The following is a 22,745-nucleotide window of genomic DNA, read 5'->3' on the forward strand; positions in this document are numbered from 1 at the left end:
GAGTTGTTTGAGAACCAAGCTAAACTCTTTTGATATTCCCTAAGTAAAGGCTAGAGAATAGAGTATTAGCTTGATTGGCAAGATTTTTGTAGAGACGTAATTAATCACGTCTCTACACTTCCCAAAAATTTTTAAAGCTTAGATATTTTAACTATTTATATTACTTTAGCAATCCAGTTTTGAGTGTTTGTAGTAAGCACTTTAGCCCTTATAAAATAAAAGCCCTTGGTAATAGCGCCGATCCTAATCCTTTTGTCCAGACAGGTGATACGTTCGTCGCGTTAAATACTCTAAACCCAAGTAATGATGATAATGTGTATAGTCTGTTTGTTACCAGCAGATTCAAAACTAAAGTGTCTGTCCCCGAACCTTTAACTACATTGGGTTTATTAGCAGTTGGTCGTTTTGGTCTAGCTTTCTGCCGCAAGTACAAGCAGCAACCAAAAGATATCGCAAAAGCTTAACTTAAGAACTTCTAAAGAGGTTTTTGTTTTCTGGATAAGTCCAAAAAATCATAACTTTCTCAAGCCTGTTCTGCAAAAAAACAGGTTTTTCATTTTTGGCATGACTAGCGATAAAATCAGAAGCGATCGCTGTACCAAGCAAGACTTGCTCTTTGAAGGCGATGTCTACGAGGGGCATAGCTGCGTTAACTTTGCCCAATCTGAAAATTCAATTCCAAATATCATGAAATTGTAGTACTATAGCACGGGCATTAACTATCTTCAGCTACATCTGATTGTTAGCGCTCTTAAATTCACAATCGATGAGAATATACCGTGAGCCTAACTCTTTATTTTCTCCGTCACGGACAGACAGAATGCAGTCGCAATAATTCCTTTTGCGGTTCCATAGACTCAGAACTTACTCCAGAAGGCTTGGAGATGGGAAAGGCTTTTGCATCTGCATATAGTTCTATGGATTGGACAGCAATATTTTGTAGTCCAATGCGGCGAACTGTATTGACAGCAAAACCTTTATGTGAGTCCATCGGAATGGAACCACAACTTAGGGATGGTTTGAAGGAAATCAACTATGGCTTGTGGGAAGGAAAAACCCCAGAAGTAATTAGCCGTGAATATCACGATGATTATATTCGCTGGTCAGCAGATCCCGCCTGGAATGGGCCAACTGGTGGAGAAATGGCAGTTACAATTGCTTTTCGCGCCATACAGGTAATTGAAGAAATCAAGCGAAATTACAGCAGTGGCAATGTGTTAGTGGTTTCTCACAAGGCAACTATCAGAACTATTCTGTGTAGTTTACTGGGGATTGATGTGGGACGCTTCCGTTTTCGTTTGGGATGCCCCGTTGCTTCGGTCAGTATTGTAGAATTTACCTCACATGGGCCGCTATTAAAGGTTTTGGCAGAGCGTAGTCATTTGGATGAGCGTTTGCGAAATTTACCAGGGACATGAGAAGTTAAGAGTTAGGAGTTAAGAGTTAGGAGTTATTATTTTTTCCTTTGTCGTAGACATCGCACTTATGAATCATTAGCTGATAATGGTCTACATTGCAATATTCATCATCAACATTGCAACATTCATAAGTAATATTGTAATATTCATCATCAACATTGCAATTTTTGTTATCAATATTGCAACATTCATAAGTAATATTGTAATATTCATCAGCAATATTGTAATATTCATTATCAATATCGTAATATTCATCATCAACATTGCAATATTCATCGTTAACATCGTAATATTTAGGCGATCGCTAGCAATGCTTAAATAAAATCATCGCTGAGTTGTGTCATGCTGCCAGTTATTGAAACTATTGTCTTACGTCAAATGGCTTCGGGCGATCGCTTGTCTTTACAAGTTTACAAGTTTATCGGCGCTCAACCTGGTAAAAAGGTTTACATTCAATCTAATCTTCACGGTGCAGAAATTGCTGGTAATGCCGTTATTCATCAATTAATTGAGTTTTTATTAACAATAAATGATCCAGATTTAACTGGAGAAATTTGGCTAGTTCCCGTTTGTAATCCAATGGGAACGAATGAGCGATCGCACCATTTTTCGCCTGGTCGATATTGCGTTTATGAAGCCAAAGATTGGAATCGCATCTTTTGGGACTATGAGAAAGAAGCTGATGATTTAGTAGCTTTTACTAAATCTCAACTTCATATTGATCTAGAAGTCGTTCGACAAAATTATCTAAATATAATTAAGCAACAATTTGCCAAAATTATAGAAAAAATTAATTCTCCCAGTAGTGTGCCTTACACTGAGCTTTTTAGCTATAAACTACAAAATCTGAGTTTAGATGCAGACTACTTAATTGACTTACATACTTCTACAAATCAAGCTTTAGACTATCTTTATTACTTCCGAAATCGAGAAGACAGTGCAAAATATTTCGGTCTTGATTTTGGAATCTTACTTGATAAATATGATGGTGATGCTTTTGATGAAGCTTTTATTAAACCTTGGTTAGCACTGGAAGCTTGTTTTAAAGAGTTTGGTAGAGAAATTAAGTTTGATGTGGAAGCTTGGACACTGGAATTAGGAACAGGAATGCAAATAAACCCTGATTCAGTCGCTAAAGGTGTAAGGGGTGTAAAAAACTATTTAGCGCAAAAGGGTGTACTGCAAATTTCTAATTTATTGAATGACACAAAAATCCATGAGATGACTTTTGCATCTAGCAGCAACCGGAAAAAATATTATGCGATCGCAGGTGGCATGATTCAAGCGAGAATAGAATTAGGTAGTTATGTAAAAGCGGGAGAAAAACTCTATCAAATTCTCAGTTTTAATAAAGAGGGTAAGTTACCCAGTCTAATTGATGTCTGCGCTCAACAAGATGGATTAGTTTATGATGTCGCAACCAATCAAGCTGTGAATGAAGGCGAGTTTGTATTGGGAGTTATTAGTTAGCAACTAAATTTAAAGTTCTGCCTCTACTCCACTGTTTGATTTATTATTCGATTCTATATAGGGATCTGACTTTTCACGGTATCTAGAAAACCTCACTTCTATTTCTCTCTCCTACAAGGAGAGAGACTTTGAATTTTCCCCCTTCCCGTGTCGGGAAGGGGGTTAGGGGGTTAGGTCTTTCGTAGGCTTTTCCATACAACGTGAAAAGTCAGATAAAGGGATCGGTAGAGTCGGTTTTTAGATAAAATACAATCATGCTGCTAGGATTAAAAATAGTTAAGTTTGGTGTAAGATACTGAAGAGAGAATAAGGATGTTTTAAAAGTGTTCGGCTGTAATTTTAGGCACTTCTATATCTCCCCTAACCCCCCTTAAATAAGGGGGGAACCGGAATCAAAGTACCCCAATTTATCGGGGGATTTAGGGGGATCTAAAATGTTTTGCTACCGACCAGAGAATTTTTAAAACATCCTCTAAGATTTATGGCGCAAAATTCTCAACAGAGAACAGCCAATATTATGAAAATTCAGGCGTTTCTACCAAGGATTGATGTCTATTCAATTGATAAGCAAACGGCTGAAATTTATAGGGATTTCAAATCAGAGATTACCCTGCGATTCGGTCTTAAAGGATGTTTAAAAAGTATTTGGCTGTGATTTTAGGCACTTTGATCCCCCCTAACCCCCTTAAAAAGGGAGGAACCGGAGTCAAAGTCCCCCAATTTATCGGGGGATTTAGGGGGATCTAAAATATTTTGATACCGACAAGAGGACTTTTCAAACAACCTCTTAAAGAAAAGCGCAAACGTCAGACTACTAAATTAACAGAAATTGGTATTAGTGAGAATGACTTATGGATAGCTGCTACAGCATTACGTCATTCACTGATTGTTGTGTCTTGTGATAGTGATTTTGAAGGGATACGTCAGGTAGGGGAATTTTCGTTAGAAAATTGGGTCTAATTTCTCGAAAACACTGTAGGGGTAATTCATGAATTGCCCCTACGGAGGAATTAATTGCTCAATTATACACAGAGTCCCTTGAGGCTAATACAAACCTCGTCATGGAATTGTTTGTTTTGAATCTAAAAACAAAATCAAGTTATCTCAGCTGTAAAATATAAGTGTAGAGCCAGTAGTAGATTAAACCTAAGCAAAAGCAATCCCCGAAAATGCTAGGGTGTTTTTATGCTTATTTTGTGTCTAAGAAAGAATCAAGTTATACCAGCTGTAAAATATGAGGGTGGAGCCAAAGGTGACTAGTATTGATAATTACAACTTCTCTTTTTCAGGAGAAGCCACAATCCCAGAGGCTCCTCCTGGATTCAAATCAGGTTTTATCGGCATTGTTGGTCGTCCTAATGTCGGTAAATCTACTTTGATGAATCAATTGGTAGGAGAAAAAATTGCAATTACATCACCGATCGCACAAACAACACGTAACCGTTTGCGCGGTATATTAACGACACCAGAGGCGCAGTTAATATTTGTAGATACACCAGGAATACACAAGCCCCATCATCAATTGGGCGAAGTGTTGGTGCGAAATGCCAAAATTGCCATTGAATCGGTAGATGTATTGTTGTTTGTGGTAGATGGAGCCGTGGCTTGTGGTGCCGGCGATCGCTATATTGCCGAATTGCTCAGTCGCAGCAAAACACCGATAATTATTGGTGTGAACAAAACCGACCAACAACCCGCCGATTCTCAGTTTATAGATGATAGTTACGCCCAGATGGCCCAGTCCCATGAGTGGGAAACCGTGAAATTTTCTGCCAAGACTAGTGCCGGATTACCGCAACTTCAAGAATTATTAATTAAACATTTAGAAATTGGGCCATTATATTATCCTCCAGACTTGGTAACTGACCAGCCAGAGCGCTTTATTATGGGTGAATTAATCCGAGAACAAATTTTATTATTGACTCGTGAAGAAGTACCCCATTCAGTAGCGATCGCTATTGATCTAGTAGAAGAAACTCCCAGCATTACCCGTGTACTTGCTACCATCAATGTCGAGCGCGATTCCCAAAAAGGCATACTCATTGGCAAAGGTGGAGCAATGCTTAAAGCAATTGGTAGCGAAGCTCGCGAACAAATCCAAAAGTTAATCGCTGGTAAAGTTTACCTCGAATTGTTTGTGAAAGTCCAACCAAAATGGCGACAGTCGCGGATCACTTTAGCAGAGTTAGGCTATCGCGTGGAAGAATAGAAAAGAGACGCGATTAATCGCGTCTGTACAGTTAGGAGTTTGCTCGTTTCTCGTTCCCATACTCCGTATGGGAATGCATTCATTGAGGCTCTGACTCAACTTATCACTAGAGGCAGAGCCTCTAATCAGTCATTCCCATGCTCTGCATGGGAACGAGAGAAACGAGAGAAATTTCTCGTTCCCATACTCCGTATGGGAATGCATTCATTGAGGCTCTGACTCAACGTATCACTAGAGGCAGAGCCTCTAATCAGTCATTCCCATGCTCTGCATGGGAACGAGAGAAAAAAAAATTAAATAACAAAAGGCAAAAGACTATTAACAATTCAAAATTCAAAATTAAAGACATTTTCAGATGGGGATTTAAACCCCGACTGGAACTAAGGCTACCTGTAGAGGTAGGGGTCTTAAATCCTTTAATTTATGACAAATGACAAATGACAAATGACTCTTAATTAATAAAAATGTCTTTAGATACTCGCTATCCTTTAAATTTACCCGCCAATGCTCCGCCATTGCGCGTGTTAATTGTCGAAGATGATCCAATGATGCAACTGGGATTAGAGCAATCGTTAATGGCTCATCCTCAGTTAGAAATTGTTGGACAAGCTGAAGATGGTTATTTGGGAGTTCAAGCCGCACTGCAACTGAAACCTGATTTGGTGGTTATGGATATTGGATTGCCGCGATTGGATGGCATTGCAGCAACACAGCAAATTAAGGCGGCACTGCCAGCAACTCATGTGGTGATGCTGACATCTCATCAAACGGAGACAGAAATTATTGCGGCACTATCTAGCGGTGCAGATGCATATTGTATCAAAGGTGCAAGTGTGGAACGATTGTTAAGTGCGATCGCAGCCGCAGTTGATGGTGCAGCCTATCTCGATCCCCAAATTGCGCGGCGAGTGATTGACAATCTCAAACCGCCTTCACCGACCACCAACACCGCCAACTTATCTGGACGCGAGTTAGAAGTGTTGAAACTCATGGTAGACGGGTTGAGTAACCCAGAGATTGCCGAAAAACTCTATCTCAGTCCCAACACCATCAAAACTCACGTCCGAGGGATTATGAATAAATTAGCAGTGGACGATCGCGTGCAAGCAGCAGTTGTTGCATTGCGTTCTGGGTTGGTTTGATGTTAGAAGAAATTCAAACCTTTACTACTGAATATCTTGACAAGTGCGCTCATCTATATGTTGAAGTATTCAATGCTGAACCTTGGAATGAGCAATGGACTTTCGAGACTGCAAAAACAAAGTTGTTTGAAATTCTCAATACACCAGGTTTTGTCGGATTTGTATTCAAACAAGATGAACTGCTAGGATTCATAGCAGGTTATTGTAAGCAAGGGCAAAAAAGTCAAAGCTTTTATCTAGAAGAAATCTGTGTCCAAGCTCATAAGCAGCATCAAGGAATTGGGACAAAGCTACTTAACGAATTAATGGATACTCTAACCGCGATGAAAGTTACTGAGGTTTATCTGTTGACTAACAAGGATGGACAAGCAGAGGCTTTTTACACCAAGCATGGCTATCAAAGAAGCCAGTATCTGATTCTTATGGCAAAACAATTTTAGAGGAGATGAAAGTTTTGCACCAATGACGAATTGAACATAAGAGGTTGTTTGAAAAGTCCTCTTGTCGGTATCAAAATATTTTAGATCCCCCTAAATCCCCCGATAAATTGGGGGACTTTGAGAGAGGTTGCCCCCCTTAAAAAGGGGGGTTAGGGGGGATCTAAAAGTGCCTAAAGTCACACCAAAACACTTTTCAAACATCCTCTAAAACAAATGCAGCAAAATACAGAGATAAACCTTAGCAAAAGTAAGATTACTGGTGTATCCAAACTTAATAAGGAATTTCTCACCTTCTGCCCCACAAATCGCGAAGAATGATTGATACGATAACAAAGTTGGCAATACTGCTCGGTTAAGCATTTTCAACTCGGAATTCGGTTCGGGGAAAAGGTTAAAGGGTAAGGGTTAAAGGTTTTTTCTTTCGCCCTTTCCCCTTCCCATTTTCCCCTTAACCGACAAGTATTGACAAAGTTGGGTTAAGCAAAGCGCAACCCAACAAAGCCCCGGAAATGTTGGGTTTCTAGTAGATTAAAGATTCAATTCATTCAATTATGCTGGCGATCGCAGTTCCATTTACAAGTAGAGGCGTACATATATATGTACGCCTCTATAGCCAATTCATTTGTTGCCAAGATATTTGAAAGATAGTCTAAGTAAGTCGGCGAGAAAAATTCCATGTATATGAAGAAATATAAATTGTCCGTAGGGTGTGTTATGCCGTAGGCTAACGCACCTTGAATTCTTGACGGTGCCGTTGCGCTGCGCGACAACACACCCTACATTTAAATAAATTTCTTAACATAGCTTGAAATATTAGCACCGACTTACTTACCTCAATGCATTTCAGTTAAAAGAGTTTGAGAATTCATTAGGGTCTATATTAGCCGGAAATAACAAAATTTCCTTGCCTTCTAAATTTGCCTTGTGGTGAAGCAAAATTGCCTTTTCCAAAGAACAATATTTAATTGGAACCCATCTGTCGTTATAAAAGTAGACAGTTACTCGGCTCATTGCATACTCTTTCAACGGCAGTGGAAGAGACCAGGACGAGTCCACAGTTTGAACCTTACCTGTTGAGTCCATGCTTTGAACCTCAATTGTTAAGTATATTTACTTTCACTGATCGGAATGATTTAAAGGAACTATCATAAGTAATAACAATCTGCCTTAAAACTACATCTTTAGGTAAAAGTTAGAATAATTAAAACTGACCTCACGACCTTGACGTTAAATGCGATCGCTACTTTTTCTCTCTCAGCTGCTTGGATTATCCCCACAGCATGACTCCCTACAATGGTCGTTACTGAGATCACCGTTCCAAAGATAAGTAGGGATTTGAGAGAAGAGTGCCTTTTTCAGTTTAGCTGAATATTTATAGCTATAGCTATTTTCAATTGACTGTAATACTCAAATACTTAAATAAAATTCCCGACTTATTAGAAAAGTCGGGAATCTTTTTGCTTACTAGATGTAGCTAAACAGCCCAATGTTTTCTAAATAAGATAGGCTGTTTACCCACCAGATGATTGGGAGTTTTTCAGAATCTGCCAAAAATCTCTTTGCTCAAAATCAACCTATACTCTAACTGCAACCTATGCAATTAAGAGCGGTTTTCTAGCGGATTAGCAATGTATTTGAATGTTGGCTCAGAATTCCAAGGGCCACGCTCATCTTTACCATCTCCGCTTGTAGATAGGTTGTAGTAGAGAGCAACAGTTTCATCTGGCTTAATATTACCAAAGAATGGATCTGTCAACTTACCTAGTGAATCTAGGGCTTTCATAAACATCTGGGTATGAGAAATTTCTCGTGTTAACAGATGGACTAAAGTCTCTTGGGTTCCTTTGTCAGTTGCCAACTTAATCAATTCTTCGTAAGTCTGACGAGCGCCAGCTTCAGCTGCAACGTTAGCTCTTAAATCACGCACTACATCTCCACCCTCATTCAAGTAACTTGCAGTCCAAGCATTACCTTGACTATCTAGAAAATGAGGCCCAACCCCTCGGATTGCAAAAAGAGTACTCTTATAAGCCTCTGTTTGATCCACATTTTTGGTATGAGCTTCGATGAGCTTACCAACCATTTCTAAATGGCTGAATTCCTCGATGGCAATGTCTTGTAGCATATCTTTAATGCCAGCATTTTCAACATGGAATGATTGAACCCAATATTGAAGTGCTGCACTAAGTTCGCCAGTAGCTCCGCCAAACTGCTCTAGTAGCAACTGAGCAAAACGAGGATTTGGTTCACTAACGTTAACTGCGTGAATAGGCTCTTTTTTGTGAAAAAACATAGATTTACACTTCCCAAGATTATGATGTTACAGAATGAGTTAACTTGTCTCCTAGTCTTTTTCCAGATAGAGCTAATTTGATGTTTTATAGCTTCTTAAACTAGTGAACTAGAAGACTGATAAAATGCAGTAGTTATCTCAGCGTTGATAACTGAAAATCAGTGATTTGGCATTGGTGGTTCTCATCGCACCTGCCAACACTCCTAAAACTATATGAGCAATAATACTCATAACTGCCTTAACAATCTCACTCAATCTCACTTACCTCTAAGTTATCAACTCTGATTACAAATTCTTTCTACCAGATGGGGTAAATGCTAAATCCAAAGGTTAGACAAAAGAGTTTATATCTAGATTAGATGAGAGTTGGCATTTTCAGAAATTTAATGCTAAACGAAAGTTTTTTCTATAATAAGTTATAAAATATTAAAAATATATAATGCTAGATATGATTGGCTGTAAAAAAAATGCTGATCAGTTATTTTTTTATTATATCTATCTTAAGATAGATATTTTCGATCTAACTTTTTGGGGATGTATTAACAATATTTCCTCATACAAATATATAGAATTTTCTTGATAATTCATTATTAATGATCTATATGATTAATCAGGCTTGTTGCACATTTTTTATTTAACAACTCTACGAACTGCCCGAATAGTAATTTTCCTAATCATTCATGTTTTTCAACAATTACCAATAACTTTGAGGACTAGAGACTGTTTTCAAACTCGAAGATCCCCCCTAACCCCCCTTTTTAAGGGGGGAAAAGAAACTCTAAAAGCCTCCCTTTTTAAGGGGGGTTGGGGGGATCTCCAAAGAATCAGGTGCTTCAAGAAAGGTTTGAAAACACGCCCTAGCACCTTGAAAGTGACTGATAAAATCACTGAGTTCTCTGTGCCTCTGCGGTTTAAAAGTCATTTGTTGAACCGCAGAGGCGTAGAGAGCATAGAGAAATTATTGTCCGAAAATTTTATTCACCTTGAAAGAGCTAGTCTTAATAATATCCCCTCAACTGTTATTTTTAAGGTAGATTGAGGGGATAATATGTAGCAAACATTTGCAGAAGTGATATCAAATAGCGCGGGAGAATTTTGTCTCTCGCGTTCTTGTGTGAGTATCAAATATAACGGCAATATTTCTTACCAGTAATCTACCGATATCTGTAATCTGGATCTGATTTTTTGATAAACTAACTAGGCCATCGGTTTCTAGTGGTTTTAACGCCTTTAGTTCCTCAGAAAAATATTCATCAAAATTGATATGATATTTGTTTTCAATGTCTTGCTTATGAAGTTGAAAGTGAGACATAATACCCATAATCACATCCCGTCTGATGATGTCATTCGGAGTCAGCTTGATACCTTTACTAACAGGTAAAGCCCCCGCTGCTAGTGTCTGATAATAATCCTTTAATTCCTTGTGGTTTTGGGCATAAGCATCTTCTAACATACTGATGGATGTGGCACCAAAACCAAATAATTCTGTCTCGGCGTGGGTAGTGTAGCCCTGAAAATTGCGTTTGAGAGTGCCATTACGTTGAGCGATCGCTAGTTCGTCATTAGTTTTAGCAAAATGATCCATCCCAATAAATAGATATTGGTTATTTGTCAATTCTTCAATGGTCATTTTCAGAATCTCTAACTTTTCTTCTGCTGGGGGTAGCGCCTCTTGAGGAATATTTTTTTGCGTCGGTTTGAGCCACGGTACATAAGCAAAGTTAAAGACTACAATTCGGTCAGGATCTAATTCAATCGTCTTTTTCAAGGTCTCTTGAAAAGTTTCACGAGTTTGATAAGGTAAACCATAAATTAGGTCTACATTCACACTTTCAAACTTAGCTTCTTTGACCCAACTCATGACATCAAAGAGCATTTCTTCTGGCTGGACACGATTTACAGCTACTTGAACTTGGCGATTAAAATCCTGAATGCCAAAACTGATGCGGTTAAACCCAATTTCTCTCAGAAAGAAAATGTAGTTTTTATCGATATAGCGGGGATTAATCTCAATTGAGATTTCTGCTTGTGGATCGATATTGAAGTAGCGATTGATGTTTTTCCATAAAAATTCTATTTGGTGATGCTCCAAGTAATTAGGAGTACCACCTCCCCAGTGGATTTGCAACACTTTTCTATCTGGATCGATTAAGGCTGCGGTGTTTTTGATATCTTGAGCCAAAGACTCCACATAAGGTTTAGCAATATTCTTGTTGTTGGAAATTACTGTATTACAGCCGCAGAAGTAGCAAGCACTTTGGCAAAAGGGGATGTGGAAATACAAAGAAAGAGGAGTTTTGCGTTGATTCGATGCTGCGATCGCGGCCTTAAAATCAGTTTCGGTGAATGTTTCGCTTAACTCTGTAGCAGGCGGATAACTGGTGTATCTAGGTGCGCGAGTGTCGTACTTTTGGATCAGATCGAGATCAAACTTGACACCAGGTAATAGAAAAACCATTGAGTTGCTTTCCAATGAATGTATGAGTAGGGAGTAAGAGGGAAATAATTAATGAAAAATGACTAACTTAATTAGCCGCAGTTACTTCAGTGCTACCTGAATTTTGGGAGTGAGTGAGGCTATTAAACAAAACTTGACCGAGTGCTTTAATTAAACTTCCTTCTAACTCCTGAGCCATCTGTAAATTAAACCCAAAGGCATTATTAGCTTCTGCAACAATCTGTTCTGCTGTTATATCATCAACGGGTAATGCATTTAATGCCTGACGATACTTATTTTTAAATGCCTTTTTATCAGGAATTTGCTCAAAGTTGTAAAAGGATGTGCCTTCATAGCCAGAAAGCTTCAGGGCTGATTGAGCAACTTTTTGTAGCATTTGGCCCCCCGAAAGATCGCCCATGTAGCGAGTATAGGTATGACCTAGCAATAAGGCTGGTTCACTAGCAGAAATTTCCCGAATGCGGTTAATGTAGGTCTGGGTAGCAGGTGAGGGTGTAATTTGCTCTCTCCAATTATCCCCATAATAGAACACCATATCTTTTTCCAGCGAGGATTGGCGATTAAGGGATTACCAAGAAATAAATTATCCAATCTTGTGGGGTGGACATCTTGTCCGCCCTTAGTCACGGGCGGGCGAGACGCCCACCCCACAAGAAAAGTTGGATGTTTTTTTATTTGGAAGTCCCTAAGTTCCAGAAAGTAAACTGCACTAATCACAGGATGCTCTATATAGCTCTCTAATGCCGCTTCTAGTTCGCTGTAGACGTAATACAAGTTGCTTAAGAACTTGGGCGTTGCAGTCTCTATCCACAACTCCTTGCAAAAAACATTTCATGAATGTTTCCGCTGATGTGTGGGCTTGTTGAGTTCCAGAGCGCAGTTTGATGGCTAGATTGCTACTCATTGTTGCTTCCTTCTTTCTTGTTCAAGCGCAAGGTTTTTCGGCAGTCACCGACTCACGATGCCTACCAGGGGCTGCTAAAAAATTGTTATTCTAGGTTTAGAGAGGATCTGCATCACTCTATTCAGCAAATACCACTGCCGATGCAAATCCCAGCTATTTTTATTTCTTCTAAGATTATTTAACTATTAATTTATATATAACTATAAAGATATTAATGTTTTTTTATGTTTTTCTGATGCTCATGTTCAGGCATATCCCAGTTGAGTAGTAACAAAAATGTTTGCGAGATAGGCATTTAAAGCAAAAATTTAACTTAATCTTATCCTTTTTTTGATTTGTTCTTAGTTGTGCCAAGACTTTTAATACAATATATTCTGTTTAATCAGTATTAAATCTTCTATAGAAATCCGATTTAATTTTTGAAAAGCTTGACTGCTGTAGCTTTGGGTGATGTAAATCAGAGCTTCAGTATACTTAACAAGATTCATACCGGATTATTAAGAGTTCTATGTGATATTGTCAAAGCAGGTTTAAGGATTTAGCCTTTCTGTTTGGTATTGTACTTACTAAATCAGGATAAACTATATGTATCGATTCCAGATCAGTGCATACACTCAAACGGGCGAATCCATTGGTCTTGTCGGTTCTACTCCAGAGTTGGGATTGTGGGACATCACCAAATGTGTCCACCTGCGTACAAGTGGCGATCGCTATCCTTTATGGTGGACAGATATAGAAATTGACATTCAGCCGTCTTTGGAGTCAGGCGATGTCTCACGACAAGCCACTCCGTGTCTAGGCCCCAGACTTGGGTATAAGTACGTGCGTCTCGATGCAAACGGCAACGCCCGATGGGAGAGCTTACTAGATACAAACCGATGGATTCCGATTGATCCCAAGGATCATTCCAGCACAATTATTGTGGATGATGGCGCATTCGGTTATTTACAGCCTTACCCCTTTGGATATATTGAGAAGTCGGCTGTCAGAATGCCCGTGGAAGAAGGGACTGAAAGACTCAAAATCTTGGTAATTGGCAGTTCCGTCGCATTAGGTCATAAAGCCTGGTTTTTGAAAGGTTGGGTCTGGCTATTGGCACAGGCTTTACAGCAAAAATATGGGCATAAACTCGTGAATGTGTCAGAAGTGGGGGCGAATGTCAGCAGAACCATCGCCCGATTCCCCTCAGTTGTCACCCCAGAACAACCGGATATCGTGATCATTGCCCTGTCTCTGGGCAACGAAGGGTTAGCCTACTGTCGCCCTCACGAACGGCGGGCAGTACAGCGGCGGTTTGAAAGTGGCTTGCAGCAGCTGGTGAAAATGACGCGCGATATCGGAGCTATTCCGATTCTGGGCGGAGTCTATCCTAATGATGACTATTCCCTGGAACATTACTGGCTGATACGAGAGACACACAACCGAATGCTAAGTTGGGGCGTGACTCTACTGGATTGGTTGGCAGCTGTGGATGATGGGCAAGGACGATGGAAAGCGGGGATATCCTTCGATCCGGCTCACCCGAATACTATCGGTCACAGCCTCATGTATCAGCAGATCGACCAGCACCTTTTCGACATCGACAAAGACGAATTACCAAAACAAAAACAACGTTTCCAGCAAACGAATGAATTCCCCATCTACTTTGACAATGCTGGCTTTCATCTCTCTGTCTGTATCGAAGAGAAGCGTTTACGAATCATTAATCGATCGCAATACAGCTACACCATCGCTCCCTATTGGCAGGAATTACAAACTGTACTGCAAAGTCAGGCAGGATTGATACCAGGTATTTACATTCCAAAGTCTGTCAAGGCAGGGACGCTCCCCTTCTTTGCCGTGCAAGAGGATGGCGCGATCGCAACTACAATAAACATCTCCCCTAATACCGATCTAGAATATAGCGCCGCCTTCAATCTCTTTTCGCCAAATAACGTTTTGTTCTATGACGGGGATTTGGGGATTTTGCAAGCGGATGAACGTCATCTCTGGATAATCAACGAATCAGACAACGAGTACAATATCCAACCGATGTGGACGGAGGTTTGCAACGCACTTAAAGCCGTGCCATCGGGTGTTTATGAAGATCCGCTTTATCCCAATGCCCCCTTTCGCACGCTGATGATTGGTAAGGATGGGCTAGAAAGCCGGGTGAAAGCACCACCTAAATCTGCGGTGTTTTTTCAATACAAATGTGAGTTATCGGATATCAGCCGTGTGGCGATTCTTCCCCTTGGCGATCGCTGTGCCGTCCGTATGATGCTATATAAGATGGAATATGATGGCCCCGCCTTTCCCTTTGATCTAACGCGCACGACTAATATTGCAGATGTCGCAGATGCGATCGAAAATAGTTTTGATGATATGTGGAACCCTGCCTTCCTGCACTACAGCCCCGATGCAAGTAGAATCTACCATAGTAAGTGGTCAGGTTTATCCTTTGCCCATGAAGTCGAGGAGACAGACGACCCCACGAACGATATGTTTCCAGTCCATGAACGGATGCGCGTTCGTTACACGGCACGCTCTGAAAGGTTTTGGTACGCACTGCGGCATTGCGACAAAGTGCTTTTTGTTCGCACAGGAATTAGCGATCGCGGTGGTGTGATAGATTTGGTCAATAAGCTACAAAAACAATGCCAAGGGAAACCATTTCATCTCTTGCTTCTTTCTCCCCAAAGCGATGATCAGTTTTTAGACCTTCCCAATGTGCTGCATTACAATGTCGAGTTTAATCCCGATTGCATGTATGACGATTTAGGACATTGGATGTATTGCACAGAGGTGATGCGAAGAATTCTGGAATCCCTGGGTGTGTCTAGTAAAAACCTATTTTGGTGTCCGCCCAAGACACCGAAGGAGTGAGAAATTAGTTAGGGGCGATGCCTGCAACGGACTGCACCAACGCTTTTCGACTACTCAAACCCTTCGATATAATGCGGCTTACAAACATAACTACAACTAGAGAAGCAATTATAGATATTGGGCTTCCTCTAATTTTTTCCTGCTATGCAATACCCTACGGTAAAATATTTCTTAAACTTCACACTATACTTCACACTATGGCATTACGATAGATGTAAAGAACGATAATGCACAATCTCTCTAGAAGCCTCGCAAAGGATGTAGAAAGTGGTCAATACCAATCCATTCATTGCACAGCCACCCAAGGAAGTGCCGTTACAAAATGCCCCGCTGATTCGAGTTATCGCGCAGGTACTCTTTCCTTCCATTCTTTCGATGGAAGATAAGGAATTTGTTCGTGTATTCCAAGAAGCGATTAGGGAAAATTACCCTTATCTACAGCCTGAGCAAACTCAGGGCTTCGTTTTTAGCCCTCAAGGTGTTGTACCAACTGTGCCTCAAATAACTTGGCGATTTGTGGACAAAACAGAAACTTGGCGAGTCTCATTAGCACCTAATTTTTTGGCACTTGAGACAACTGTTTATTCAAGCCGCAGTGATTTTATGGAACGTCTGGAAAGCTTACTTATCGCTCTTAAAGAAAGTTTTCATCCTAATATTGACATGATTGAGCGATTCGGTATGCGATACATCGATAGACTTGTTGGACAAAATATAGATGATCTATCATCACTGGTAAAACCTGAGATAGCTGGCATTGCAACTGCTGGATTCAGAGAATATATTCATCAAAATATTAATCAATCTTTGTTCATCATCCCTGATGGAGGGGAACAAATCATTGCGAGGTGGGGACTCGTTCCCCCTGATACAACTTTTGATCCTGCGGCGATTGAACCTTTTGCTGAGTCTAGCTGGATACTGGATCTAGACATGTCTCTCTCAAAGAAACGAGATTTCAGTGTTGAAGCTTTGATGAATGAAGCAAAACAATTTTCTGAAAGAATTTATACGTTCTTTCGATGGGCAGTGACTGATGAGTTTTTGCGGCGCTTTGGAGGTGAATTATGAGTAATTTGCTAGATAGAAAACCTGATCTATTACCGAAGACTTCTGCGCTGGGAGCTATGCGGAAATCTATCGTTAATCGCTTTCCCTCTATAATTTTAATCGCTCCTAATAGCACTGCTAATTCTATAGCAACTAATAGGAATATTTTGGCCCCTTTAGAGATGACAACGAGTGGGCTGACTCTACCATCAACTAGTTCTCCAGAATCAACACAGAAGGCTCTTAGCGAACTGAGAAGATTGAGTGGATTAACCTGGGATCAACTTGCTAAACTCTTCAATGTCTCACGCAGAAGCCTTCATTTTTGGGCAAGTGGGCAACCGTTATCCCGGTTTAATGAGGAGCATCTTCATCGAGTCTTAGGTGCTATCCAATACATTGATCGAGGAAGTGCAAGTCTCAATCGCAGTCTCTTACTGAAAGCTGGCAGTAATGGTAGACCCCTTTTTGACTTAATGGTTGTAGGTAAATACGAAGAATTCAAACAGATTATTGGTTCCGGTAATGCACCCCAAAAACCACAGTTAAGTCCTTTGTCTGAAGATGCACGCGCAGCACGTAGGCCACAGAATCCAGCAGAACTGGTTGACGCTCTCCAAGATCCTATCCATCTTGAAGTTAGACAATCCAGACCTGCTAGAGCAGCAAGGAGTCGAAAAAATCGTAGTGGTCAATGAGCGTGATATTTGGATTCAGAAAATAGACACCACTCTTAAGAAGTGGTGTCAGGGTGATTGTGTGCTTGGAGAACACTGGTTTGTCCATCGTTTTAATCCTCAACACCCTTTGACATCTGATTCTGCTGATGTTGCAGAATCAGAAACTGACCTTGTAGAATCCGATGTTAAAGGTTTAATTGTAGTTACACAGACATGCGATATTGTACGCTCTTGCGCTGTTCGTCCATTTATAGAGGTGGTACCTCTGGTGAAGGTTGAGGAGCAACTTTTATCTGAAATTCAGCGAAGTAGGCGACCTCAGTTTGCTTATGTTCCAGGAGTTGCAAAATTTAATCTTGTTGCTGACCTTGATCGTGTGATGACATTAGAGAAGGCTGTTATTGTAGAATGGGAGCGCGAGCCAGGATGCCGCAATGATCAAGAGATTAGGACATTTGGGCAAGCATTAACACGAAAACTTGTTCGATTTGCTTTCCCTGACGACTTCAACGATTTTGCTAAAAAGCTTCAAAACCGTCTGCGAGATAAGCATGATAAATCTAACACTGAAGGAGAAGCACTTCGCGCCTTACGAGAAATTAGAGTGCGTGCAGAACCTTCATGGAATAACTCTGAAGTTCGACTGATATTTTGGTTTATTCGAGACGAGGAACAGAATCAATTTGAGGGAATAGGATGGGATCAATTCCTCAAACAGTGGTTGCAATTAATCCCTGAATCTGGACGATTCCAATCTGTAGAGGGTTCGATAGTAGCTCTGGAAGATATGACAGCGAAGGAGTATATTGAGAGTGATCCACTTGATTTGGATCACTTGTCATCCTAATATGCATAATTTTACGATCGCTATCAGCAAAATAGCTCAACCACTGTCGGCTTGGTCACTTTCCCCATAGCGTTGCGCGGTAATTCTTCAACTATCAGAATTTGGGTTGGCACTTTATAGACAGCCAATTGCTCTTTTGCCCAACTCCTGAAAGCTTCTAATGTTAAAGGTTGTGAACCTTGCAATACCAACGCCGCACAAACCCGTTCACCCCATTCTAAATCGGCAACCCCAACCACTGCACATTCCTGAATATCTGGATGCGATCGCAATACTTCTTCAATTTCTAAAGCTGAAACTTTATACCCTCCCGTTTTGATGATATCTACACTCATCCGGCCCAGAATGCGGTAGTTACCGTTTTCAACTACGGCGGTATCTCCAGTACAGAACCAGCCATCTTGGAAGGCTTTGGCAGTTGCTTGGGGGTTTTGCCAATATTCTAGAAAGACTCCGGGGCCTTTAACTTGGATCTCTCCTGGTGTTCCGGCTGGGACTAACTCTGTACTCTCATTCACTAATCTCACTTCAACTTGAGGCAGAGGCTTTCCTACATATCCAGACAACCGTTCACCGTCTAAAGGGTTCGATAGCGCCATACCAATTTCAGTCATGCCATAGCGCTCAAGCAGAAAATGGCCGCTGATGGTCTGCCACTTTTCTAAAACTTGAACTGGTAATGCTGCCGAGCCAGAAACCATCAGACGCATTTTAGCACAGCCTTCTGACATACTTTTTTGTTGTTCTCTAGAGGCAGCTTCCCAAGCAGCAATCAGCTTTACATAAATCGTTGGTACTGCCATAAATAGGGTTAAGTCACCCTCACAAATTCGGTTCCAAACAGTTTTGGCATCAAACTTGCTCAATATATGGCACTCCGCCCCAGCCCATAAAGCACAAGTCAGTACGTTAACAATCCCATGAATATGATGTAGTGGCAGGATATGTAAAATGCGATCATCCGATGTCCATTCCCAAGCAGTAATCAAGCTAGTCACTTGCGCTTGAATATTCTGATGAGTCGTAACTACACCTTTTGGTTTACCTGTTGTACCACTAGTGTAGAGAATTAAGGCGCGTCTCGTGATATTTATCTGTGGGAGATGTCTATTATGTGGGAGCGTTTCTGAGGTGAGGATAAATCGTAAATTTTGTTCAGTTGCGAGCGATCGCAATATACCCTCAAAATTGGGATGAGCAATAATAATCGATGCTCCAGAATTGGTAATTACATACTCTAATTCTGGTTGCGGGTGGGAAATACACAGAGGTACAGCTATACCACCAGCCCGCCAAATTCCCCATTGAGTGGCTACATACTCAAACCCAGGTGGAATCAGAAAGGCAACTCGCTGCTCCTGTAAATCTTCTGCATTCTGAAGAAGACCTGTTGCTATTTGACTAGAAGTGTGCAGCAAATCTCGATAGGTAAATGCTCCGTTCGTTGTCGCAATTGCTGTTTTATCCTTGTGTTCTTCAGCACGAATAATCAATGGGAGATTCACGTTTTTTTACCATTTTAGGGTTGATTTACTCTACTTACTGAAAGCATATAGCAATGCCAAATAAAATGTAAATTTTATGTAACTTAATAGATGCTATAACCAACGTTGTTTTTTAGCATAAACAATACTACCAATCACGATTAATGTCATCACGCCGATGACAGCAGGATAAGCCCAAGGTTGCTCTAACTCCGGCATATATTTGAAGTTCATACCATAGAAACCAGACATAAAAGTGATTGGTAAGAATACAGTCGAGAGGATAGTTAGACGATTAATTCGTTCACCGGTTTTGCTAGCAATATTATCGCGTTGAATTTCCATTAATTCTGACATCCAAGCTCTCAGAGCTTGATATTCTTGCCATAGTTTATCAACGTGATGAACTAATTCTTGATTAAATAGTTCTTTGACTGGCTGGCCGATCCATTGGAAATCTTCATTATCCATAATAGCCATAAGTAACTTGATGCTTTGAAAATTACGGCGTCCAGAACGAGTAGATTGCCTCATTGTGGCAATTTTTTGGTACGTTGATTCATCACCAGAATTGTCTAAAACTTCATCTTCTAAATCATCAAGTTTTCTAGAAATATAGTTAAATACAGTTTCGTAATTATTCAAAATATCTTTAAATATGAGATAAAAAAGATAGTCAATTCCCAACTTTTGAACATCTAGAGTTCGCTTTTGGAGATTATTAGCTAAAATACTTAAAATTTTTAGCTCAGTGATTTCAAAAGTTATGATAAAATTATTTCCAACCACAATATTACCACGCACAACCTCAAACTCGTGATTTTTTATTTGAGGAGTTAGGATTTCATAGCTGTCAAATAAACAATCTTCTACGTCTTCATCAATTCCTAGAGGAGAATGGTTGAAAATCATGTTAACACGAGATGGATTGAGTCCAAAGTGCTTGATGATTCTGGCTGTTCCAGTCCGATCGCGGAAGTGAATACAACGCAACCAAATATTGTGAGAACTATCAATTCTTTTCAGTACCGTATCGAGATCCCTACTGGTGAATATTTCCAGGTTATCTGGATAAAAAGTCAGGAGAATTAGCATAAAGTAATCCTAATTGAGTCGTGATAAAATCCGGTGACTCATATTGAGCAATAATTTATTTGACTACAACTACACATAAAATGTCAAAGTAATTCATAATTTCAATTTTTTTCTATTTTCCCAGATTTAGGGCGAGTAGTTGGCGCTGGTGCTGACTTATTTTTTAAAATTTCAATTTCCCGCTGTGCATCTTGATAACTATCTTGTTCCCCTTGCTGTTGGAATAGTTTTGCAGCTTTTTTGAAATCTGCGATCGCACCCTGTTTATTTTTCTGCTTGGTGCGAATCACACCCCGGTTATAGTAGGCTAAGGCATTGTTAGGATTAATTGCGATCGCTCGTGAATAGTCTTGATTTGCAGCTTTTTTATTTCCCAGTTCGAGATAGGCGTTACCACGGTTGTTGTAAGCTACTATATTATTAGGATCTAACTTCACTGCTGCGGTGTAATCTTCAATAGCACCTTTATAATCCCCGAAAGAAAAGTGGTGAATACCTCTGTGAATATAAGCTGCAATAAATTTAGGATCAATCTGTAAAATAGTGTTGTAATCTTCAGTAGCTTCGAGGTTATCTCCCAGATCGCTATAAACATCACCACGATTAAGATAGGCTTCTATGTATTTGGGATTAATGCTAATTGCGTCGGTGTAATCTTTAAGTGCTGCATATTTTTGTTTATTAATCAATTGAGTTAAACCTCTGTGATAATAAGCTTTAGCATCACTAGGATTAATCTTAATTACTTTATCAAAATCTTGGATAGCTTCTTCTCTGAGTCTGAGACGACGGCGGAGAATGCCTCGCTGTAAGTAAGCTTCGGTATATTGAGGTTTGAGAGCGATCGCTTTGCTAAAATCTCCAATTGCTCCTTTATTATCCTTCAATTGAGAACGGGCTAACCCTCGACCATAGTAAGGGTATGCATCCTGAGAATTTAACTTAATTGCTTGGGTATAATCAGCGATCGCTTCTTTGTACTTTCCTAATTCCGAAAAAGCAAATCCTCGGTCAAAGTAGGCATTAGCATCTTGAGGATTGAGCAAAATAGCTTGGCTAGAATCTGCTTGTGCTTGCTCGTAGTCTCCTAATCGATAATAAGCATCACCTCGCCGATTATAAGCCAAAGCGTTTTGCGGATCTAATTCAATAACCTGATTGAAATCTTCGACTGCTCCTTCATAGTTTCCGGCATCATATTTATTTACTCCCTCTTGATATAATTTTTGTTGAGCATCACTTACAGGTTTTGGAAGTTGCCAAAACCACGCTCCAAAACCAAGTGTGATACAGCCAGCTAGCCCCATCAGAACTAGTAATAATTTTTTCTGATACTGTTTTTGCTGATCGCGATCAACATTTGTTATCTTGTTCAGATCGTCTAAAACTTCGGTTGCATATTGATAGCGTTTACGATAGTCAAAACGCACCATACGATTAATAACTTTTACGAGTTTTCTGTTCAAATTGAGATTTTTATTGCGCCAAATTATTTCACCTGTCAGCTTATTTTTATGACTTTGCAAAGTAGATATTTCCTTTGCAGATAAACCTCTAAGTGCTGCGATCGCAACGATACCTAAAGCATATATATCGCTGTTGTATTTAAGGTTGCCGTTAACTTGTTCTATAGGTATATATTCGAGATGATCAACGGTATTAGTGATGACTTCATTAAAAGTACCAAAGTTAACCAAAACTAACTTTTTATCTGATTCCCGGCAAATAATATTTGCTGGTCTAATATCCCGATGAATTACGCCATAGCTATGTACAATCACCAAAAGGTTTAATATCTCTGATAAAAGACTAATTACTTCGTCTTCTTTCAGAGGTTGATCCTGGATAATTTTCTCAGTTAAAGGATCACCGGGTATAAATTCTTGGACTATATAAAATTTTTCATTTTCTTCAAAATAAGCAATTAGCTTTTGAATTTGGTCATGTTCCTGTCCTAGTTTTTCTAAAGTTGCTGCCTTACTAGCAAACAAGCGGTGTAGGATTGTTAAAGCTTGGGGATTGCTACTAGCAGAACGTAACTGCTTTACTATAAATTGGCTGCCAGGAAGATTAACATCTTCAACTAGATAGGTTTTACCTTTTTCCTCATCATTGAGAACTTTTAGTATTCGATAATGTCCATCTAGGAAATGACTATTCATCAATATAAATATAGTCTGATAAATTGTTCGATTATAGCTTAAGTGTTATTACTGCTGATTTTAAAATATAAATATTTATTTATTAGGCAATTTCAAATGAAATAAATGCGTGGACTACTACCAATATGGTTCGGTTAAGCCCAAAAAATAAAAATGTGTAGGTTGGGTTGAGGAACAAAACCCAACATTTTACCGGGTTTGTTGGGTAACGCATTGCCTTAACCCAAC

At 39.9% G+C, this 22,745-nt stretch carries 17 protein-coding genes and 2 pseudogenes; 11 read left to right on the top strand and 8 right to left on the bottom strand.

The window, feature by feature from the left end; genetic code table 11:
- Positions 1-179: 179 nt before the first annotated feature.
- Entirely contained in the window at positions 180-464 is a 285-nt protein-coding gene (locus tag V7K62_RS09745; protein WP_334863729.1) for a PEP-CTERM sorting domain-containing protein, read from the top strand.
- Position 465: 1 nt separating this feature from the next.
- Here the strand turns inward: V7K62_RS09745 and V7K62_RS09750 are convergent, their stop codons facing one another.
- On the bottom strand, positions 466-642 hold the full coding sequence (locus V7K62_RS09750) for a hypothetical protein (RefSeq protein WP_334863730.1): 177 nt from the start codon (positions 640-642) through the stop codon (positions 466-468).
- Positions 643-779: 137 nt separating this feature from the next.
- On the opposite strand from V7K62_RS09750, the gene V7K62_RS09755 reads away from it, so the two are divergent.
- From V7K62_RS09755 to V7K62_RS09780, 6 genes are all read left to right on the top strand, one after another.
- Positions 780-1,418: a histidine phosphatase family protein gene (locus tag V7K62_RS09755; RefSeq protein WP_334863731.1), complete on the top strand. Its 639-nt coding sequence runs from the start codon at positions 780-782 to the stop codon at positions 1,416-1,418.
- Positions 1,419-1,760: 342 nt separating this feature from the next.
- Positions 1,761-2,888 (top strand): succinylglutamate desuccinylase/aspartoacylase domain-containing protein, encoded by a 1,128-nt coding sequence (locus V7K62_RS09760; RefSeq protein WP_334863733.1) that lies wholly within the window; start codon positions 1,761-1,763, stop codon positions 2,886-2,888.
- A 753-nt stretch (positions 2,889-3,641) separates the two neighbouring features.
- Positions 3,642-3,848: a type II toxin-antitoxin system VapC family toxin gene (locus tag V7K62_RS09765; protein ID WP_334863734.1), complete on the top strand. Its 207-nt coding sequence runs from the start codon at positions 3,642-3,644 to the stop codon at positions 3,846-3,848.
- A gap of 274 nt (positions 3,849-4,122) precedes the next feature.
- Positions 4,123-5,097, top strand: a complete 975-nt coding sequence (gene era, locus V7K62_RS09770) for a GTPase Era (protein ID WP_334863735.1) — start codon at positions 4,123-4,125, stop codon at positions 5,095-5,097.
- Positions 5,098-5,561: 464 nt separating this feature from the next.
- Positions 5,562-6,239 carry a response regulator gene (locus tag V7K62_RS09775; protein ID WP_109008954.1) on the top strand — a complete coding sequence of 226 codons (678 nt, stop codon included), beginning with the start codon at positions 5,562-5,564 and terminating at the stop codon, positions 6,237-6,239.
- Entirely contained in the window at positions 6,239-6,679 is a 441-nt protein-coding gene (locus tag V7K62_RS09780) for a GNAT family N-acetyltransferase (RefSeq protein WP_334863736.1), read from the top strand. Before V7K62_RS09775 ends, V7K62_RS09780 begins: the two co-directional genes overlap by 1 nt.
- A 1,600-nt stretch (positions 6,680-8,279) precedes the next feature.
- Here the strand turns inward: V7K62_RS09780 and V7K62_RS09785 are convergent.
- The 4 genes and pseudogenes from V7K62_RS09785 to V7K62_RS09800 all read right to left on the bottom strand — a co-directional run.
- On the bottom strand, positions 8,280-8,972 hold the full coding sequence (locus tag V7K62_RS09785) for a manganese catalase family protein (protein ID WP_334863737.1): 693 nt from the start codon (positions 8,970-8,972) through the stop codon (positions 8,280-8,282).
- A gap of 1,075 nt (positions 8,973-10,047) precedes the next feature.
- Complete coding sequence (hemN, locus tag V7K62_RS09790) at positions 10,048-11,430, bottom strand: oxygen-independent coproporphyrinogen III oxidase (protein WP_334863738.1); 1,383 nt, start codon at positions 11,428-11,430, stop codon at positions 10,048-10,050.
- A 67-nt stretch (positions 11,431-11,497) separates the two neighbouring features.
- Positions 11,498-11,995, bottom strand: a pseudogene (locus tag V7K62_RS09795) (biliverdin-producing heme oxygenase); the annotation flags it as partial.
- 125 nt (positions 11,996-12,120) lie between these two features.
- Positions 12,121-12,334 (bottom strand): annotated as a pseudogene (locus V7K62_RS09800) (biliverdin-producing heme oxygenase); the annotation flags it as partial.
- A 585-nt stretch (positions 12,335-12,919) separates the two neighbouring features.
- Here V7K62_RS09800 and V7K62_RS09805 point away from each other — a divergent pair.
- The 4 genes from V7K62_RS09805 (at position 12,920) to V7K62_RS09820 (ending at position 17,776) form a co-directional block, all read left to right on the top strand.
- Entirely contained in the window at positions 12,920-15,199 is a 2,280-nt protein-coding gene (locus V7K62_RS09805; protein WP_334863739.1) for a DUF1796 family putative cysteine peptidase, read from the top strand.
- A gap of 267 nt (positions 15,200-15,466) precedes the next feature.
- On the top strand, positions 15,467-16,270 hold the full coding sequence (locus tag V7K62_RS09810) for a TIGR04255 family protein (RefSeq protein ID WP_334863740.1): 804 nt from the start codon (positions 15,467-15,469) through the stop codon (positions 16,268-16,270).
- Entirely contained in the window at positions 16,267-16,947 is a 681-nt protein-coding gene (locus V7K62_RS09815) for an XRE family transcriptional regulator (protein ID WP_334863741.1), read from the top strand. Before V7K62_RS09810 ends, V7K62_RS09815 begins: the two co-directional genes overlap by 4 nt.
- Positions 16,883-17,776 (top strand): hypothetical protein, encoded by an 894-nt coding sequence (locus V7K62_RS09820; protein WP_334863742.1) that lies wholly within the window; start codon positions 16,883-16,885, stop codon positions 17,774-17,776. Before V7K62_RS09815 ends, V7K62_RS09820 begins: the two co-directional genes overlap by 65 nt.
- A 23-nt stretch (positions 17,777-17,799) precedes the next feature.
- Here V7K62_RS09820 and V7K62_RS09825 read toward each other — a convergent pair whose 3' ends face one another.
- The 3 genes from V7K62_RS09825 to V7K62_RS09835 all read right to left on the bottom strand — a co-directional run bounded on the left by V7K62_RS09825 (position 17,800) and on the right by V7K62_RS09835 (position 22,517).
- A complete protein-coding gene (locus V7K62_RS09825; RefSeq protein WP_334863743.1) occupies positions 17,800-19,281 on the bottom strand; it encodes an acyl-CoA synthetase in 1,482 nt (493 codons plus the stop codon).
- A gap of 93 nt (positions 19,282-19,374) precedes the next feature.
- Complete coding sequence (locus V7K62_RS09830; protein ID WP_334863744.1) at positions 19,375-20,355, bottom strand: magnesium transporter CorA family protein; 981 nt, start codon at positions 20,353-20,355, stop codon at positions 19,375-19,377.
- Positions 20,356-20,456: 101 nt separating this feature from the next.
- The gene (locus V7K62_RS09835; RefSeq protein ID WP_334863745.1) at positions 20,457-22,517 is read right to left on the bottom strand and encodes a tetratricopeptide repeat protein; all 2,061 of its coding nucleotides are present in this window, start codon (positions 22,515-22,517) and stop codon (positions 20,457-20,459) included.
- Between the last annotated feature and the right edge of the window lie 228 nt (positions 22,518-22,745).

This window comes from Nostoc sp., from assembly GCF_036917935.1.
Lineage (GTDB): Bacteria > Cyanobacteriota > Cyanobacteriia > Cyanobacteriales > Nostocaceae > Nostoc.

Excerpts from the sequence above, each read along its gene's own strand:
- V7K62_RS09750 (WP_334863730.1), bottom strand. The coding sequence starts at position 642 with ATGCCCCTCGTAGACATCGCCTTCAAAGAGCAAGTCTTGCTTGGTACA.
- V7K62_RS09760 (WP_334863733.1), top strand. The coding sequence starts at position 1,761 with ATGCTGCCAGTTATTGAAACTATTGTCTTACGTCAAATGGCTTCGGGC.
- era (WP_334863735.1), top strand. The coding sequence starts at position 4,123 with ATGAGGGTGGAGCCAAAGGTGACTAGTATTGATAATTACAACTTCTCT.
- V7K62_RS09775 (WP_109008954.1), top strand. The coding sequence starts at position 5,562 with ATGTCTTTAGATACTCGCTATCCTTTAAATTTACCCGCCAATGCTCCG.
- V7K62_RS09780 (WP_334863736.1), top strand. The coding sequence starts at position 6,239 with ATGTTAGAAGAAATTCAAACCTTTACTACTGAATATCTTGACAAGTGC.
- V7K62_RS09785 (WP_334863737.1), bottom strand. The coding sequence starts at position 8,972 with ATGTTTTTTCACAAAAAAGAGCCTATTCACGCAGTTAACGTTAGTGAA.
- hemN (WP_334863738.1), bottom strand. The coding sequence starts at position 11,430 with ATGGTTTTTCTATTACCTGGTGTCAAGTTTGATCTCGATCTGATCCAA.
- V7K62_RS09805 (WP_334863739.1), top strand. The coding sequence starts at position 12,920 with ATGTATCGATTCCAGATCAGTGCATACACTCAAACGGGCGAATCCATT.
- V7K62_RS09815 (WP_334863741.1), top strand. The coding sequence starts at position 16,267 with ATGAGTAATTTGCTAGATAGAAAACCTGATCTATTACCGAAGACTTCT.
- V7K62_RS09830 (WP_334863744.1), bottom strand. The coding sequence starts at position 20,355 with ATGCTAATTCTCCTGACTTTTTATCCAGATAACCTGGAAATATTCACC.
- V7K62_RS09835 (WP_334863745.1), bottom strand. The coding sequence starts at position 22,517 with ATGAATAGTCATTTCCTAGATGGACATTATCGAATACTAAAAGTTCTC.